Annotated in this window: 14 protein-coding genes and 1 pseudogene; 7 read left to right on the top strand and 8 right to left on the bottom strand. The window is 70.8% G+C overall.

The features are described 5' to 3' along the window. The 6 genes and pseudogenes from GA0111570_RS18230 to GA0111570_RS16810 all read left to right on the top strand — a co-directional run. Nucleotides 1–111, top strand: a pseudogene (locus GA0111570_RS18230) (YceI family protein); the annotation flags it as partial. A 907-nt stretch (nucleotides 112–1,018) separates the two neighbouring features. Continuing rightward, nucleotides 1,019–2,539: a molybdopterin-dependent oxidoreductase gene (locus GA0111570_RS16790; protein ID WP_092613814.1), complete on the top strand. Its 1,521-nt coding sequence runs from the start codon at nucleotides 1,019–1,021 to the stop codon at nucleotides 2,537–2,539. Nucleotides 2,540–2,715: 176 nt separating this feature from the next. Beyond that, nucleotides 2,716–3,087: a lycopene cyclase domain-containing protein gene (locus GA0111570_RS16795; protein WP_092613815.1), complete on the top strand. Its 372-nt coding sequence runs from the start codon at nucleotides 2,716–2,718 to the stop codon at nucleotides 3,085–3,087. Next, on the top strand, nucleotides 3,080–3,484 hold the full coding sequence (locus GA0111570_RS16800) for a lycopene cyclase domain-containing protein (protein ID WP_092613816.1): 405 nt from the start codon (nucleotides 3,080–3,082) through the stop codon (nucleotides 3,482–3,484). The genes GA0111570_RS16795 and GA0111570_RS16800 overlap by 8 nt, the downstream gene beginning before the upstream one ends. Further along, entirely contained in the window at nucleotides 3,481–4,245 is a 765-nt protein-coding gene (locus GA0111570_RS16805; RefSeq protein ID WP_092613817.1) for a class I SAM-dependent methyltransferase, read from the top strand. The genes GA0111570_RS16800 and GA0111570_RS16805 overlap by 4 nt, the downstream gene beginning before the upstream one ends. Then, the gene (locus GA0111570_RS16810; RefSeq protein ID WP_092613818.1) at nucleotides 4,242–5,816 is read left to right on the top strand and encodes a hydroxysqualene dehydroxylase; all 1,575 of its coding nucleotides are present in this window, start codon (nucleotides 4,242–4,244) and stop codon (nucleotides 5,814–5,816) included. The genes GA0111570_RS16805 and GA0111570_RS16810 overlap by 4 nt, the downstream gene beginning before the upstream one ends. Here the strand turns inward: GA0111570_RS16810 and GA0111570_RS16815 are convergent. From GA0111570_RS16815 to GA0111570_RS16850, 8 genes are all read right to left on the bottom strand, one after another. Beyond that, entirely contained in the window at nucleotides 5,783–6,754 is a 972-nt protein-coding gene (locus tag GA0111570_RS16815; protein WP_092613819.1) for a DUF5914 domain-containing Rieske (2Fe-2S) protein, read from the bottom strand. The two genes, GA0111570_RS16810 and GA0111570_RS16815, sit on opposite strands and share 34 nt — an antisense overlap. After that, nucleotides 6,751–7,662, bottom strand: a complete 912-nt coding sequence (locus GA0111570_RS16820; RefSeq protein WP_092613820.1) for a phytoene/squalene synthase family protein — start codon at nucleotides 7,660–7,662, stop codon at nucleotides 6,751–6,753. Before GA0111570_RS16820 ends, GA0111570_RS16815 begins: the two co-directional genes overlap by 4 nt. Further along, nucleotides 7,659–9,131 (bottom strand): phytoene desaturase family protein, encoded by a 1,473-nt coding sequence (crtI, locus tag GA0111570_RS16825; protein WP_092613821.1) that lies wholly within the window; start codon nucleotides 9,129–9,131, stop codon nucleotides 7,659–7,661. Before crtI ends, GA0111570_RS16820 begins: the two co-directional genes overlap by 4 nt. Further along, on the bottom strand, nucleotides 9,128–10,780 hold the full coding sequence (gene idi / locus GA0111570_RS16830) for an isopentenyl-diphosphate Delta-isomerase (RefSeq protein WP_217634245.1): 1,653 nt from the start codon (nucleotides 10,778–10,780) through the stop codon (nucleotides 9,128–9,130). The genes crtI and idi overlap by 4 nt, the downstream gene beginning before the upstream one ends. 109 nt (nucleotides 10,781–10,889) lie before the next feature. Next, nucleotides 10,890–11,225 (bottom strand): DUF202 domain-containing protein, encoded by a 336-nt coding sequence (locus tag GA0111570_RS16835; RefSeq protein ID WP_092613822.1) that lies wholly within the window; start codon nucleotides 11,223–11,225, stop codon nucleotides 10,890–10,892. Continuing rightward, nucleotides 11,222–11,695: a YidH family protein gene (locus GA0111570_RS16840; RefSeq protein WP_092613823.1), complete on the bottom strand. Its 474-nt coding sequence runs from the start codon at nucleotides 11,693–11,695 to the stop codon at nucleotides 11,222–11,224. The genes GA0111570_RS16835 and GA0111570_RS16840 overlap by 4 nt, the downstream gene beginning before the upstream one ends. Nucleotides 11,696–11,843: 148 nt before the next feature. Then, entirely contained in the window at nucleotides 11,844–12,677 is an 834-nt protein-coding gene (locus GA0111570_RS16845) for a PRD domain-containing protein (protein WP_092613824.1), read from the bottom strand. 7 nt (nucleotides 12,678–12,684) lie between these two features. Beyond that, nucleotides 12,685–14,733 carry a glucose PTS transporter subunit IIA gene (locus GA0111570_RS16850; protein WP_092613825.1) on the bottom strand — a complete coding sequence of 683 codons (2,049 nt, stop codon included), beginning with the start codon at nucleotides 14,731–14,733 and terminating at the stop codon, nucleotides 12,685–12,687. A gap of 362 nt (nucleotides 14,734–15,095) precedes the next feature. Here GA0111570_RS16850 and GA0111570_RS16855 point away from each other — a divergent pair, with 362 nt between their 5' ends. After that, complete coding sequence (locus tag GA0111570_RS16855; protein ID WP_092613826.1) at nucleotides 15,096–15,884, top strand: HAD-IIA family hydrolase; 789 nt, start codon at nucleotides 15,096–15,098, stop codon at nucleotides 15,882–15,884. Nucleotides 15,885–16,267: the final 383 nt, after the last annotated feature.

Raw genomic sequence — 16,267 nt, forward strand, 5'->3', positions numbered from 1 at the left:
GACCGCAAGGACTTCGGCCTGGTCTGGAACGCCGCCCTCGAGACCGGCGGCGTCCTCGTCTCCGACAAGATCACCCTCGAGTTCGAGATCTCCGCCATCAAGAACGCCTGAACAACCGATCCCCGCACCGGTCCCTGACCGGCACCTGATCCACGGACGCCGTCCGGCCCCCACGGGCCCGGACGGCGTCCGCGTCTCCACGCCCCACTACCAGGCCCGCACCGCACCGCACCGCACCGCACCGCACCGCACGGGCCTACCTAACCGTGCACCGGCCAGCCATCCGCCCGGCGCTGTTCGCTGCCCCTGGCAGACCTCACTGCCCAAAACAGACCTCACTGCCCCTGCACCAGCAGCGAACCCAGCCAATGGCAGTGGGCACGGCCACCAACAGCGAGCACGGCCACAGACAGAGCACCCCCAGCCACCAGCAAGCCCGATATCGCCAGCACCCCGGGCGTGGCCACGTCGGCTCGGGGGTGGCCCCAGCAGTAAGCCCGGACGCGCTGGGACACGGGCCGACCCAAGGACACCTGGAGGCCCGAACTTCGATCGCCTCCCCCCCTGCGCGACGGTTCTCGATCGCCCATCGTCCCGGCCACCTCGGTTCTTGATCCGCCGTCATCCCCGGCACTGCTCGAGGCCCTGGGCGCACGACGCGCCCAACCGACCACCCCTGGAGGCTCGCCACCACGGACGGGAGCCGCATCGCGATGGCAACTGTTGCCATCGAGCCGCAGGGGGGACGAACCGAACCGCAGCGACACCCTAAATTAAATGGCACTTCCTTGTTTTTTCCGTCATAGGGACGGTCAACGGACGAGGGACCCACTCGTGACGGGGGTGGCAGTTTGCGCCGCTTCGATGAAACCGGCCCTCCGGGCAACCACCATCGCCGGCTGCACCTGGCCGCCCACCGGGCCACGTACGCCTCGTAGGCCACGTACCACTCGCCTCCCTGCCGTAGCCCCAGCTCCCCCACGCCCTGCCCAATGACTGTGCTGAACCGGAGATCCCCATGCTCGTCCCGCTCGACTTCCCGCTGTGGCTGCGCGCCACGCACCTGGTCAACTTCATCCTCATCGGCCTGCTGATCCGTTCCGGCTGGGAGATCATCGCCTCCCATCCGCGCCTGTACTGGAAGAACAACTGCACCCCCGGCAGCGAGTGGATCAGGTTCACCAAGGACAAGGTCCCCACCGAGGTCGGCGCCTACACCGCCCGTGACGACCAGCGCAGCTGGAGTCCCCTGCTGGTGCTGCCGGGCAACGGGAAGATCGCCATGGGCAGGGCCTGGCACGGGCTGGTCACGAGCCTGTGGGTGCTGAACGGCGCGGTCTACGTCACGCTGCTGTTCGCCACCGGGGAGTGGCACCGGATCGTGCCGACCAGCTGGTCGGTCTTCCCCCAGGCCTGGGACTCCATGAGGATCTACCTGGGCTTCGGCATCCCCGGCATCGAGCACTTCACCCCGTACGACTCGCTGCAGAGGCTGATGTACTTCTTCGTGGTGTTCGTCTTCGCGCCGTTCATGATGCTCACCGGGCCGGTGATGTCGCCGGCCGTGGTCGGGCGCTTCCCGTGGTACCCCAAGTTGTTCGGCGGCCGGCAGGCGGCGCGCTCGCTGCACTTCCTGGCGATGATCTTCATCAGCTTCTTCATCGTCGTGCACGTCAGCCTGGTCTTCGTGGTCCACCCGACGGTCAACCTGCCGCAGATGGCGTTCGGCGTGCGGGACGAGGCCCTGTTCGCCCAGGCCCTGACCACCGTCCTGTTCACGATCCTCGGCGTGGTCCTGCTGTGGATCGCACTGAGCTACCTCACCCTGATCGACCTGCGCCGGTCCCAGCGTGTGCTCTGGGGGGCCACCGCACCGGTCCGCCGGCTCCTCCTGGACCGGTTCTCCTCGCACCAGGCCGCCGCCCACACCTTCACCGAGCGGGACATCTCGCCGTTCCACTGGGTCAACACCAGGACCCCGGCGATGGAGGAGTCCGCCGAGTGGCACCAGCTGCGCGCGGACGACTTCCGCGACTTCCGGCTCGAGGTCGGCGGGCAGACCCGCGATGCCGTCTCCTACAGCCTGGAGCAACTGCGGAACGAGTTCCACGTCCGCGAGCAGATCACCATGCACACCTGCATGCAGGGCTGGACCGGCATCGCCAAGTGGACCGGCGTACGCGTCCGTGACCTGCTCGACACCGTCGAGCCCCTCGAGGGTGCGCGCTACGTGATGTTCGAGTCGTTCGGCAAGGCCCAGCACATGCACGACGGCCGACCGGTCGAGCCCTACTACACCGTGCTGCCGATGGACGTGGCCCGGGAGGAGGAGACCATCCTGGCCTGGGGGATGAACGGGGACGCCATCCCCGACATGTACGGCGCCCCGCTGCGGCTCCGGGTCGAGTCCATGCACGGCTACAAGATGGTCAAGTGGGTCCGGTCGGTGTCCCTGATCCGCGACTACCACCAGGTCGGTGACGGCCAGGGCGGCACCCGCGAGGACTCCGGCTACCAGCACATCGACGCCAGGATCTGACTCCCGCCGGTCTTCCCCACAGGTCTCCCACGGACCTCCCCCACGGGTCGGCCCAGGTGGGCGTCCGCGCACCTCGTGCGGTCGCGCGACGCCTCGCGCCGCGGTCCGACAGCTGAGCGGCGCCGCCGGTGGGCCGGCTTCGCCTAGGCTGTGACGCAACCCACGAGGAAGGCACGATGGACCCGTACCAGTACCTCCTGCTCATGGCGGCCTGCGTGGTGATCACGCTCCCCCTGGAGTTCGTGCTGCGCGCCCGCGTCTACCGGCGCTGGCGCCTCGCCCTGGCCGCCATCGCCCCGGTCGTCGTCCTCTACGCGATCTGGGACATCGTCGGGATCCTGCGCGACCACTGGAGCTACAACCCGCGGTTCGTCAGCGGGATCCGGCTGGGCGTGATGCCGCTGGAGGAGCTCGTCTTCTTCATCGTCGTACCGCTGTGCGGCCTGCTCACGTACGAGGCGGTCGGGTACGTCCTGCGCCGAGTGGCGGCGATCCGGGCGACGCGGACGGCCCGGGCGACCACCGACCGGGAGCGCGCCGATGCCTGAGTACACCGTCCTGACCGTCGTCTCGGTGGTCGCCGTCGTCGCACTGGAACTGCTGTGGCTGCGTACGGGGCTGTTCCGCCGGGCCCAGTACTGGATCGCGATGGCGATCATCTTCGCCTTCCAGACCCTCGTCGACGGCTGGCTGACCAAGCTGAGCGACCCGATCGTGCAGTACGCCCCCGAGCAGATGCTGGGTATCCGCGCGCCGTGGGACATCCCGATCGAGGACTTCGGCTTCGGGTTCTCGATGGTCACCCTGACACTGCTGCTGTGGGTGCGGCTCAACCGCCGCGCCGAGGCACGACGCAGTGGGACAGCTCCGACCGAGCAGCGCCCGACCGAGCAGCCCCGGCCCGAAATGACCCGGCCCGATGCCACGCGGGTGGACGATCGATGACCCTCGCCGACCGCGCCCGCGCCGCCCTCCCGGCGGCGTCCCTCGGCGACTGGTTCGACGCCGGCGCGCCCCGCTACGACCTGATGGTCGGCCTCAACCCCGGCTACCACGCGGCCCTCGACCGCTCGGCCCGGACGCTGGCCCACCGCGCACGACCCGCCGAGGACCGCCCACTGCGGATCCTGGACCTGGCCTGCGGGTCGGGAGCGTCCACCGCGGCGCTCGCCCGCGCCCTCCCGGCCGGCACGGTCCTGCAGGGCCTGGACGCCTCCGCCGGCATGCTCGCCGCCGCCCACCGCAAGCGATGGCCCGCCTCGGTCAGCTTCGGCCAGGCCGTCTGCGGCGAGCTCGACCTGGACACCCTGGGCCGGGGCAGCTGGGACGGCATCCACGCCGCCTACCTGTTCCGCAACGTCCCGGCCGAGCGTCGGGACACCGCGGTGCGCGAGGTCCACGAGCTGCTGGCCCCCGGCGGCTGGCTGGTCACCCAGGAGTACTCGGTCGCCGGCGACCGGCGCGCCGCCGCGACATGGGAGGCTGTGTCCCGCGGCATCATCTCCCCGCTGGCCGCCGTCCTGGACCGCGGCAACACCGGGCTCTACCGCTACCTGCGCAGCAGCGTCCGGGAGTTCGACTCCACCGATCGCTTCTGCGGACGGCTGGCCGGGGCCGGCTTCGCCGATGTCGGACACCAGGACGTCCGCGGCTGGCAGCGCGGCATCCTGCACACCTTCCACGCCCACAAGGAGCCCCTCGGATGAGCACCCAACCCGCCTACCCCGGACGTGACCGACGGGCCGTCCTCCACCGGGCCCCGGTCGGCACCGATACCGTCCGCGAACCCCACCACGTGGCGGTCGTCGGCGGCGGGATCGCCGGCATCATGGCGGCGGCGGTCCTGGCCGAGCGCGGGGTGTCGGTCACCCTGCTGGAGTCCTCCGCGCGCCTGGGTGGCCGGGTGGCGGCCTGGCCGCTGGAGGACGGCCGCACGATGAGCCGCGGCTTCCACGCCTTCTTCCGCCAGTACTACAACCTGCGCGCCCTGCTGCGACGGGTCGACCCCGAGCTGTCCGGTCTGGTGCCGATCGAGGACTACCCGCTGCAGCGCCCCGGCGGCCTGCGCGACTCGTTCACCAACATCCCCCGCACCCCGCCGTGGAGCGTCCTCGGGTTCGTCGTGGCCAGCCCCGCGTTCACCGCACGCTCGCTGGCCAAGGTGAACGTACGGGCCGCGATGGAGCTCGTCACCGCCCGCTTCCCGCAGACCTACAGCGACCACGACGGGGAGTCTGCCGCCGCGTTCCTGGACCGGCTGAACTTCCCGCTGGCCGCCCGGGACCTGGCGCTGGAGGTGTTCGCCCGCTCGTTCTTCGCCGATCCGCGCGAGTTCTCCGCCGGCGAGCTGGTGGCGATGTTCCACGCCTACTTCACCGGCTCGGCCGAGGGGCTGCTGTTCGACGTGCCTCGCGACGACTACGACACCGTCTGGTGGGGACCGCTGGGCCGCTACCTGTACGAGCGAGGCGTGAGCATCCGTACCGGCGTCAGCGTCGAGCAGGTCCGCAGCCTCGAGCAGGGTGTCGAGCTGGCCACCTCAGCGGGCACGGTCTCCGCTGACGCAGTGGTGCTGGCCACCGACCCGCGGACCGCCCGCGACCTGGTCGCCGACCTCGACCTGCCCACCGACCGGCGTACCCCCCGGGTCACCCACTGGCTGGACACCGTCGCCCGGACCCGGAGCGCGCCGCCGTTCGTGGTGCTGCGGCTGTGGTTCTCCGGCAAGGTCGCCGACGACCGGCCGGCCTTCCTCGGCACCAGCGGCTACGGCCCGCTGGACAACGTGTCGGTGCTGGAACGCTTCGAGGACGGCGCCCGGGCCTGGTCGGAGGCCCACGGCGGGTCCGTGGTCGAGTTGCACGCGTACGCCGCAGCCATGGACGTACGTCCCGGCAGCCCGCAGGCGGAGGCGGTCGCCGAGGAGCTGCTCCACCAGCTGCACGAGGTCTTCCCGGAGACCGCCGAGCTGGCCCAGGTGCACCGCGAACTGCTCGTCGCCGACGACTGCACCCTGATCGACCCCTCCCCCTGGCTCGAGCGCCCGGGGGTGTCCACGCCTGTGCCCGGCCTGGTGCTGGCCGGGGACTGGGTCCGCGCCGACTACCCGGTCGCGCTGATGGAGCGGGCCGCGACCACCGGCATCCTGGCCGCCAACAAGCTGCTGGCCGGCTGGGGCGTGCTCGGCCAGGACCTGTGGACCGTCCCGATGGAGGGCGTGTTCGCCCGCCGTCAGTCCGCCCGTCAGCGCGCCACGGAGCCGGACCTGAGCGCGTAGCGGCGTTCGGCGTACGCCAGGTCGTCCACCCACAGCTGGCGGGCGGTCGCCCGGATCGCCGGGTCGAGCAGGAAGCCGAGGCGGCGCGCCACCCGGAACCCGGCCCGCGGGGAGTGCGCGATCGTCACCTCGGTCATCATCGTGCGGGCCAGCCCGTCGGGACCGGGGCCGAGCGGGGTGGCGTGCGTCTCGACGACGCTGCCGGCACCCTCGCCCTCGATGATGTGCATCACGATCGTACGGGCGTCCGGGGTGGTGAAGCTGGCGACCACCGGCACGCCCCAGGTCGGGTTGAGCCGGAAGGCGACGTGCACGATGAGTTCCTCGGGCGAGCTGCGGTCCTCGTCGACGGTCAGGTGGCTGAACGCGTACGGGTGGAACCAGGCGCCGTGCCAGGGGTCGAGCCGGTTCGCGAGGATGTCGGCCGGCTCGCAGGTGGCCGGCATCGCCACCACCGAACTGATCGACTCGCCCAGCGGAGGCCGGACCGGCAGCACCGGGCTGTCCGCCGGGGTCTCGCCGGGCGTGGGCAGCTGCACCCAGACCAGCGCGCCGTCGTCGTGGGCACCGAACTCGCGCCACGCCCCGCCGCCCTCGGCGGGCAGCTCCATGCCGTGCCAGCGGCACCGGATCCCGCGGTCCCCCACCGAGCAGCCGGCCAGCGCGGCCCCCATGTGCGGGCAGGCCCCGGGGCCGGCGTGCAGGTGGCCGGAGTGGTCGCGCCACAGCGCCACCTCGCGCCCGGCGATGGTCCGGACCACCGAGGTCGCCCCGATGTCACCGGAGGCGCCGGCGACGTACCAGCCACCCGGGTCGCGCTGCTGGGACAGTGCCAGGGCGTGTTCGATCCGGCGCACGGTGGCCTGGCGCCAGGTGGAGCGCAGGTGGTCCTCGTCGGGCTGGACCAGCCGGCGCAGCGGGATAGTCGGGCGGGTCACGCCACCTCCAGGGTCGGGGTGGTCGGCCCCAGGGTCGGGCGGGGGACGTCGAGGGCGAGCGTACGGAACAGCACCGCCAACTTCTCGGTCGCCGGGACCCGGTGGCGGCCCGAGAAGACGTCGTAGTCGGCCGCCTCGATCCGGTCCAGGATCCGCGAGTAGAGCACCAGCGCGGTGCCCACGCAGCGCCGCGAGGCCGGCGGCAGCAGGTCCAGCCCGACCAGCGCCTCGGCGTAGAGCCTCCGGTTCAGCTCGATCTGTTCGGCCATCAGTGCGCGCCACTGCGGGGTGACCCGGCGCAGGGACGGGTCGGCGCCGTGGCGGGCCAGCGCATCCTGGGGCAGGTAGACGCGGCCACGGTCCAGGTCCTCGGCGACGTCGCGCAGGAAGTTGGTCAGCTGGAACGCCAGCCCCAGGCTGCGGGCCGGCGCCTTCGCGGCCGGCGACAGCGGCTCGAGCACAGGCAGCATCATCTCCCCGATGACGGCCGCCGAGCCCTCCATGTAGCCGTCGCGCAGCTCCTCCCAGGTGGCCCAGGTGGTCCGGTCCAGGTCCAGGGCCATCGCGTCGAAGAACCTGTCGAAGCACTCCAGCGAGGTCCCGCGGCGCCGGATGCTGTCCCCCACCGCCGCCAGCACCGGGTCGTCGGAGCCGTGCTCGACGGCGTCGGCGAACAGTGCGCGAAACGCGGCCAGCCGCTCGACCGGGGTCCCGCCGGCCGGGACGCCGACGTGGTCGCGATCCGGTTCGTCGACAATGTCGTCGGCCAGCCGGCAGAGGGCGTACACCGCGTACACGTCCCGGCGCTGGGCCCGGTCCAGCAGCAGGGCCCCCCAGTAGTAGGTGGTCCCGTACGCCCGGGTCAGCCGCGCGCAGCGGCGGTACCCCTCCCGCAGCAAGGCGTTCATCGGCCCCCCTCGCGGACCCGCTGGGCGGCCAGCCGGCCCGAGATCAGCACCATCGGGACGCCCACCCCGGGCACCGTGCCCGAGCCGGCGAACACCAGCCCCGGGACGCGGCGGTCGACGTTCGGGGGCCGGAAGGGACCGGTCTGCGGGAAAGTGTGCGCCAGCGCGAACGGCGTCCCCGCGGCCATCCCCTGGTCACGCCAGTCGACCGGGGTGACCAGCTCCTCGGTGACGATGTCGATCGGGTACCCCTCTGCGGCGAGGAAGCCATGCAGCCGGTCGCGCAGCCGGGGCCCCTCCAGCGCCCAGTCGAGCCGGCCGACCTGCAGGTTCGGTACCGGCTCGAGCACGTACATCGTCGAGCAGCCCTCGGGCGCGGCGGTCGCATCGTGCAGCGAGGGGACGCAGACGAACCGGGACGGGTCGGCCATCGCGGTGCCGCGCTTGAGCAGGTCGTGGAAGGCCTCGGACCACTGCTGGCCGAAGTGGATGTTGTGGTGCGCCACCTCGGGCCCCGGGGTACCGCGGACGCCGAGGTGCCAGACCAGGGCCGACGGGGAGTACGAGCCCTTGCGGACGGCACGCGGTGGCGTGAGGTCGGGCAGCAGCCGGGAGTAGGCGGTCGGCAGGTCCAGGGTGACGACGACGGCATCGGCCGCCAGGCGTTCCCCGCCCTCCAGTGTGACCCCGGTGACCCGGCCGTCGGTGCCGCGGTCCAGGGCGGCAACCGATTCGCCGAACCGGAAGGTGACCCCGGCGGCCTCGGCGGCTGCGGTCATCGCCTGCGGGACGGCCCGCATCCCACCGGCCGGGAAGTACACCCCCTCGACGCTGTCCATGTACGTGATCACCGCGTACAGGGCGAGGGCCTGGTCGGGGGCGAGTCCGGCGTACATCGCCTGGAAGGAGAACAGCCGGTGCAGCCGGTCGTCGCGGAAGCGGCGGCGGATCTCCGGGCCGAGCCGGCCGAAGCCGCGCAACCGGAGCAGCTCGGCGGCCGCGAGCGGGTGGCGGAGCAGGTCCAGCGGGGAGTCGAAGTTGGTCTCGATGAAGTGCGGCATCTCGACCGCGTAGAGCGCCCGCAGCCAGTCGACGAAGTCGTCGAAGGCGGCCGCGTCGGCCGGGCCGGACTGTGCCTCGATCTCCGCGCGCATCGCCTGGTGGCCGTGGCGTACGTGCAGCGTCGACCCGTCGGCGTAGCGGGCACGGTAGGCCGGATCGAGCACCTGGAGGTCCAGGTGGTCCTCCATCCGGGCGCCGAGCGCGGTGAACGGCTCGCGGACCAGGTCGACCATGGTCAGCACGGTGGGGCCGGTGTCGAAGGTGAAGCCGTCGCGCTCCATCCGCCCGCTGCGACCGCCGGGGGTGGCCTCGCGCTCGACCACCACCACCTCGTTGCCGTCCTTGCGCAGGTGCGCGGCGGCGGACAGGCCGGCCAGGCCGGCGCCGACGACGATGACGGTGCTCATGCGTCCCTCCAGGCGATCCGGGCGATCATCGCGCGCAGCCCCTCGACCCCGGCGGGGTGGAGCGTACGGCAGGCGTCGAGGCCGGCCTCGGCGGCCCGGACCTCGGCGTCGATCAGGCGTTCAACCTCGGCGCGGACGCCGATCCTGGTCAGGGTGCGCTGCAGCAGTTCGATGTCGCCGCGCCGGGCCCGTTGGGTGCCGACGCGTTCCAGCGCGAGGGCCGCGCCGTTGGTGAGCCGGTCGGCGGCGAGCGCGAGGATGACCGTCGCCTTGCCCTCGACCAGGTCGTCGCCGGAGGGCTTGCCGGTCAGCTGGGGATCACCCCAGACGCCCAGGTAGTCGTCGCGCAGGGCGAACGCCTGGCCCAGGTGCTCGCCGACGTCGCCAAGAGCGACCCGGACCTGGTCGGAGGCACCGGCGGCGACCGCACCCAGTTCGAGCGGCCGGACGACGGTGTAGCAGCCGGACTTCAGGTGGGCCACCTGGCGGGCGTGCTCCAGGTCGCGTCGGCCGGCGGCGGCACCGGTCAGGTCGGCCCGCTGGCCGACCATCAGCTCGGTGCACAGGTCGTACCAGAGGGTCTGCAGCTCGGCGGGCAGCCGGGCGGCCAGCCGGTCGGCCTGCATGTGGGCCAGGTCGCCGAGCAGGATGGCCAGGTTGCGCCCGAAGACGGCGGCGTCACCGAGCGCCTCGGCGTCCTGGTGGCGCGCCTCGGCCTGGATATGGGCGGAGGGACGGCCGCGGCGCGACAGCGACTCGTCCATCACGTCGTCGTGGACGAGCGCGAAGTAGTGCAGCGACTCCAGCGCGGAGGCGGTAGTGACCAGGTGGCTGTAGCCGGGGCTGGCCAACTGGCCGCCGGCGGCGATGAAGCCCCAGTAGGCCATCGCGACCCGGAAGCGCTTGCCGCCGGCGCTCATCTGGGAGCCCATCCACTCGGGCAGGTCGCGCTCGAGGACGTCCACGCCCAGGTTGCCGCGGAAGCCGGACCAGCTGGCGGCCAGGCGCGCGTTCTCCTTGGCCAGCAGTGCGTCGACGTCGTCGATGCAGGCCTGGGCGTCGGAGGTGGGCAGTGGCAGCTCGGCCATCAGCCGAGCCATCCGCGGCTCGAGCTGGGGCACCTGCAGCACCGACCAGGGGCTGTAGACCTGTGGGGTGGCGCGGATCGCGGCGACGAAGTCGGACCAGGGCACCCAGGCCTGGTCCCCGACCTCGGCCTCGTCGGGGCGGACCGTGTCGGAGGTGACGAAGCCCAGGTAGACCGGGCAGATCTCGTTCTCGACGATGCCGCTGGAGTCGACGGCGCGGTAGCGGAAGTCGGGCAGGGCGACCACCACGTCGGTCACCTCCAGGCCGAGCTCCTCGCGTACGCGGCGGCGGACGGCGTCCTCGACCGGCTCGCCGGGGCGGGGGTGGCCGCAGCAGGAGTTGGACCAGACGCCGGGCCAGGTCTTCTTGGTGACGGCCCGCCGGGTGATCAGGACCTCGCCGTGCCGGTTGAACAGGTGCACGGAGAACGCCTGGTGCAGGGGGGTGGCATCCGTGTGGACGGCCACCCGGTCGTACGTCCCACGGGGGGTGCCGTCGTCGGCGAGCAGCACGACCTCGTCACGAACGAGCTGGGCATGGGGGGTGATGGTCGCTGTCACACTGCCTCCTCAGTCCGGTGCCGCGAGGGCACGGAACGGTAGGCCTTGAGCATAGGTGAGGATACGGGCCACATACAAGGTTTGTGCAAGGTTTGCGCGCTTGTCGGTCTCAGCCGCGGGCGCCGACGATCAGGACCAGGGTGATCAGCTCGAGCAGCAGCATCCCGCCGCCGACCACCAGCACCGCCGACGTCGCCGGCTCGACCACCCCTTGGTTGATCCCGTGGACGCTGCGGCGGTGCCGCCGGGCGTCGTTCGCGACGACCAGGACCACCACCGCGACGATGACCAGGATGATGGCGGAGACGTCGATGCCCGCCGTGACCCCCAGTCGCAGCGCGAGCAGGCCGACCGCCATGAAGGAGAGTGTCGTGCGGACCCAGGCCAGCTGGGTGCGTTCGGGCTGGAGGCCCGGATCGTCGTGGACGGGGGCCGGCGACCTCACGGTGCGCCCCCGATCGAGACGAAGATGGCGAGCAGGACGACGGTGGCCACGCTGAGCCCGACGGTCAGTACCACCGTGAGCATCGGGGCGGGCAGGGGGCGCTTGCGCCGCATCGCCAGTTCCACGCTGCGCCAGCGGAACAGCGAGGTCGCCGAGATCACCAGCGCGGTCAGCACCAGGATGATCGCCGCCGGGGTCCGGACGTCTGTCGGGATGCCCAGGGCGAAGGCCTCCAGGGCGATGCCGCCGCCGAGCAGCGCGAGCCCGGTCCGGATCCAGGCCAGGAACGTACGCTCATTGGCCAGGGTGAACCGTGCGTCGGGCTCCTCCCCATCCGGGAACAGCGTGCGGGTCAGCCAGGAGCGCGGCGGCTGGTCCGGCTCGTTGGGCTCGTTTGGCTCGCCCGGCTGGTTGGGCTGGCCCGGCTGGCTGGGCTGTCCTGGCGTGAGCCCTTGGTCCTGCTGACTCATCCCGCCTCACCAGGCCTCTTCGACGACCGTGCGCATCTTCCGCCTCCTGAGTCCGCCCGTGTCACCGGACGAACCCAGCTCACCACGTGTCAGGCGGTCGGACAACTCCCGGCAGGACCCGACGATCCTCGGCCGGCGAGGAGCCGGCTCACTCGTTGGCGACGCGCGCCACGTGCAGGGTGAGGTAGGACAGCTCGTCGTCGGTGACCGGCGAGCCGAGCCGCAGCTCGATGATGGCGGCCAGCTTGTCCGCGCACTGCAGGGCATCGGGGTAGGCCTGGCGGATCGCCGCGCCGATCTCGGAGTGCCGTTCGGTCAGCTGGTTGTGGTCGTGGATCCGGACGAACAGGTAGCGCAGGTGGGTGATGAAGCGCCCCACGTTGACCGAGCTGCCGTCCAGGTCCATCTCGTAGGAGGACGCGATCACGTCCAGCATCTGCTGGATGATGCCGGTCATCGTGTACGTGTAGGACAGGTCCCCGGTGGAGAACCCTGCGTTGACCAGGTGCAGGGTGAGCGCCACGGCCTCGCTGTCCGGCAGCGGGTCCTCCAGGTGGGCGTTGACCGCGTGCAGGACGGCGAGGCCCTGGGCGTACTCGGCGGCGTACAGGTTCTGCACCTCGGCGAGCAGCGGGTACTCCACGTGCTGGCCGACCTCCATCCGCTTCACGGCGAAGCGGATGTGGTCGGCCAGCGCGATCACCAGGGTGGTAGTGCCGGCGGGCTTGCCGCCCAGCCCGGCCTCGGCCATCGCCGTGGTGATGAGTTGGATGTACTCCGGGGGGACATCCGCGAGCAACATGGCCAGGTGGTCGGGGTCGCGGCCGTCGTCGGGCACGAACCTCCGGACGACCTTCTTGGGGTCGACCGGCTGGCCGGGCCGGACCTGGAAGCCCAGGCCCCGCCCGACCAGGATCACCTCGCCCTCGGACGGGTCACGCGCGAGGACGACGTTGTTGTTCAGGACTCGCAGGATGTCCATGACAGGCTCAGCGCGACACCGTGATGACGGGATCGCCGGTGACGACGTCCTCACCGATGATCGGCGCCACTTCCGCCATTGCCTTCGTGTTCGTGATGGTCATGACAGTCATGGTGTCGTATCCGGCCTGGCGGATCACACCCAGGTCGACGTCGGTGAGCAGGTCACCGGCCTCCACGCGCTCGCCCTTGGCGACCGCGACGTCGAATCCCTCACCCTTCAGCTGCACGGTGTCGATGCCGATGTGCACCAGCACCTCGACACCGTCGTCCGTACGGATCCCGAAGGCGTGCCCGGTCTTGGCGACCGTGACCAGCTTGCCGGAGACCGGGGCGACCACGTGGCCGTCCGCGGGGACGATGCCGACGCCCTCACCGAGGGTGCGGGAGGCGAAGACCTTGTCCTCGACCTCGTCGAGGCCGACGACGTGGCCGGCGACCGGGGCCAGCACCGTGGTGCGGACCAGTGTCAGCGTGCCGCCGGAGTGGGCCGGGGCCGCGACGGAACCCGACAGCGGGGCGTCGTCGGTGTCCGGGACGGGGGCGGCGGAGGCTGCGGCCAGGGCGGCCTTGGCCTCGGCGCGCTGCTCGGGGGTGCGGTAGTCGGAGACGATGATCAGGATCATCGAGGTGAAGAACGCCACGGCGACGGCGATCGAGTAGACCCACATCGGGGAGAAGACCGGGATGGTGAGCAGCGAGGTGAAGGCGAACGCCTGGGTCTTCACGCCGTGGAACGGGGCGCCGAGGATGGCGATGGTGAGGCCACCGGTGAAGCAGCCGACCAGCATGCGCGGGTAGATCCGCTTGAAGCGCAGGTGGATGCCGTAGAGGGAGGGCTCGGAGATACCACCGAACAGGCCGGCGGCGAGGGCACCCGTGGCGGTCTGGCGCATGGCCACGTCCTTGTCACGGATGGAGAGGAAGAGCACGCCGGCGGTGGCGCCGAAGCAGGCGAAGTTCCAGGCACCCATCGGACCCTGGATGAAGTCGTAGCCGAGGGTCTGGATGTTGACCAGCATCAGGGCGTTCAGCGGCCAGTGCAGGCCCAGCGGGACCAGGAACGGGTACAGCAGGGGGATCAGGATGGCGAACACGAACGGGGCGTTGGTGTTCATCCAGGCCAGGCCGGAGCCGAGGCCGCTACCCAGCCAGATACCCAGCGGGCCGATCAGGAAGGCGGTCACCGGGATCATGATGATCATCGAGAAGAAGGGCACAAAGACCATCTGGAGGTTGGCCGGGAAGATCTTCTTCAGGCCCTTGTAGACCAGGGCGAGCACCGCGACCATGATCAGCGGTACGAAGACCTGGCCGCCATAGCCGTTGAGCTGCATCGGGATGCCGAAGACGTTGGCGACACAGGACTCGGTGCCCAGCGTGGCGTTCGTGGTGCAGATGGTGTCGGCGAAGCGGGTCACGTCGGAGAGGCTGATGAACTCCGGTGTCATCAGCGCGCCCATCACGGTTGCGCCGACCCACGGGTCGATGTCGAGCTTCTTGGAGGCGTTGAACGCCACCATGATGGGCAGGAAGTAGAACACACCGCGCCACATGGCGTCGATGAACACCCAGGCTGCAGGCTTGTCGGCGGCGCGGAAGTCCTGGACACCGAGGGCGTCCATCACCGCGGCGAACGCGATGATCAGCGAGGCACCGAGCAGGACACCCAGCAGCGGGCGGAACGAGTCGGACAGGTACTCGAAGAAGCGGTCCAGCCAGGCCACCTTGCCGCGGGTCTTGGAACGCGCCTGGGCCTTCACCTCCTCGTCGCTCGGGGCGGCCGCGACGGCACCGCCCTTCATGACCGGCAGGGCCATGATGTTGGTGTAGACCGACTGGACGGCTCCGCCGATGATGACCTGGTAGCGGTCGCCACTCTGCGGGACCGCCCCCATCACGCCGGGGATCTTCTCGAGCTCGGACTGGTCGACCTTCGAACCGTCCTTCAGCTCGAACCGCAACCGGGTGGCACAGTGCGTCAGGGACCTGATGTTGTCAGGTCCTCCGACGCCTTCGACGATTGCCCCCTCCGGGGACAGTGTGGTTGACGACATCGTCAGGCTCCTTGTCTCGGGCTACTGCACCCGAGAACAAAAAAAGACCCGAGGCGCACGGTCTGTGCGTCTCAGGTCTTGCCTCGAATGAGTAACAACCCTGTTGACCCCCGAAGGGGCTGTCTTTCGGAACAAACCGTAGCACCAAGTTGACAGCCTCCGCTACTCGGGCTGTGTGATTCGCAAGACATTGCTGCGACCGGGCCGGACAGTCCACGGGAGATGGCGCAGGACGGGTGGAGGCCGGGGCGGAAGGAACCCTCGCAGGACCGGTCGGGACCGGCGGCGTCTGGTCGCCTCGGCGAGGACGCGCCACCATGGACGTACGGGGCCGCACGCCCGGTCGCACGACGGGAGGTGCCATGCGCACGCAGGGTCTGCTGATCGACATCGACGGGGTGCTCGTCGTCTCCTGGGCAGCGCTACCGGGAACCCTGGAGGCGTACGTGCGTCTCCGGGACGCGGGGGTGCCGATGCGGCTGGTCACCAACACCACGTCCCGGACCCGCGCCTCGATCACCGAGGCGCTGCAGGGCGCGGGGTTCCCGGTCGGCCTCGACGACGTGATCACGGTGGCCGGCGCAGCCGCGGCGTACGTCAGGGCGAACCATCCGGGTGCCCGCTGCCTGCTGCTGAACAGCGGTGACCTCTCATCCGAACTCCCCGGCGTCACCCTCGTCCCGCCGGACGCCGACCCGCGCACCGTGGACGTGGTGCTGGTCGGCAGCGCCGGACCCGAGTTCACCCACGCGGCACTCAACCATGCGCTGGCCTGCCTGCTCGAGGGAGCCGTTCTCGTCGCACTGCAGCGCAACCTGGTCTGGCAGACCACCGAGGGGCTGGCGCTGGACGCCGGCGCGTTCGTCCTCGCCCTGGAGCAGGCGGCCCGGACCGAGGCTGTGGTGATCGGCAAGCCCGCCCCGGCGCTGTTCGAGGCCGGCCTGGCAGCCCTGGGGCTCGGGCCGGGTGACGTCGCAATGATCGGGGACGACCTGGACTCCGACGTACGCGGCGGCATGACTGCCGGGATGACCGGGGTGCTGGTCAGGACCGGGAAGTTCCGGGAGGCGCAGCTGGGCGATGACGGCCCGGCGCCGGATGTGGTTCTGGAGTCGTTCGCGGACGTTCCCGGGTGGCTCGGGCTGGGGTGAGGTTTGGGCGGGGTGAGGGTGGGGCTGGGGTGAGCCTTGGGTCAAGGCGCGAGGCGCCAGACTCTCATCAAGCGGCTCCGCCGCCCGGATCAGCACGCCCTCGAGGCGCTGCTGCCGTGCGGTGCGACTGGCCCACAAAGTCGCAATAGTTGAAGATTTGACAGTTGCTTATCGTCGACCTATAGTTGAACTATCAACCGCACCGCATCGCACTGATTGGGTACTGACATGGCTTTCAACCTCTTCCGCAAGAACGACACCGAGACCGTCGAGAACACCTTTGTTCCGGCCTCGAGCCCGCTGAACGACCTGGAGGGCACCTACACCCTCGACGCCTCCCACACCACGATCGGTTTCGTGGCCCGCCACGCGATGGTGACCAA

This window comes from Raineyella antarctica, assembly GCF_900092135.1.
Taxonomy (GTDB): domain Bacteria; phylum Actinomycetota; class Actinomycetes; order Propionibacteriales; family Propionibacteriaceae; genus Raineyella; species Raineyella antarctica.

Coding starts and splice junctions, on each gene's coding strand:
- GA0111570_RS16790 (WP_092613814.1), top strand. CDS start 1,019: ATGCTCGTCCCGCTCGACTTCCCGCTGTGGCTGCGCGCCACGCACCTG.
- GA0111570_RS16795 (WP_092613815.1), top strand. CDS start 2,716: ATGGACCCGTACCAGTACCTCCTGCTCATGGCGGCCTGCGTGGTGATC.
- GA0111570_RS16800 (WP_092613816.1), top strand. CDS start 3,080: ATGCCTGAGTACACCGTCCTGACCGTCGTCTCGGTGGTCGCCGTCGTC.
- GA0111570_RS16805 (WP_092613817.1), top strand. CDS start 3,481: ATGACCCTCGCCGACCGCGCCCGCGCCGCCCTCCCGGCGGCGTCCCTC.
- GA0111570_RS16810 (WP_092613818.1), top strand. CDS start 4,242: ATGAGCACCCAACCCGCCTACCCCGGACGTGACCGACGGGCCGTCCTC.
- GA0111570_RS16820 (WP_092613820.1), bottom strand. CDS start 7,662: ATGAACGCCTTGCTGCGGGAGGGGTACCGCCGCTGCGCGCGGCTGACC.
- crtI (WP_092613821.1), bottom strand. CDS start 9,131: ATGAGCACCGTCATCGTCGTCGGCGCCGGCCTGGCCGGCCTGTCCGCC.
- GA0111570_RS16840 (WP_092613823.1), bottom strand. CDS start 11,695: ATGAGTCAGCAGGACCAAGGGCTCACGCCAGGACAGCCCAGCCAGCCG.
- GA0111570_RS16845 (WP_092613824.1), bottom strand. CDS start 12,677: ATGGACATCCTGCGAGTCCTGAACAACAACGTCGTCCTCGCGCGTGAC.
- GA0111570_RS16850 (WP_092613825.1), bottom strand. CDS start 14,733: ATGTCGTCAACCACACTGTCCCCGGAGGGGGCAATCGTCGAAGGCGTC.
- GA0111570_RS16855 (WP_092613826.1), top strand. CDS start 15,096: ATGCGCACGCAGGGTCTGCTGATCGACATCGACGGGGTGCTCGTCGTC.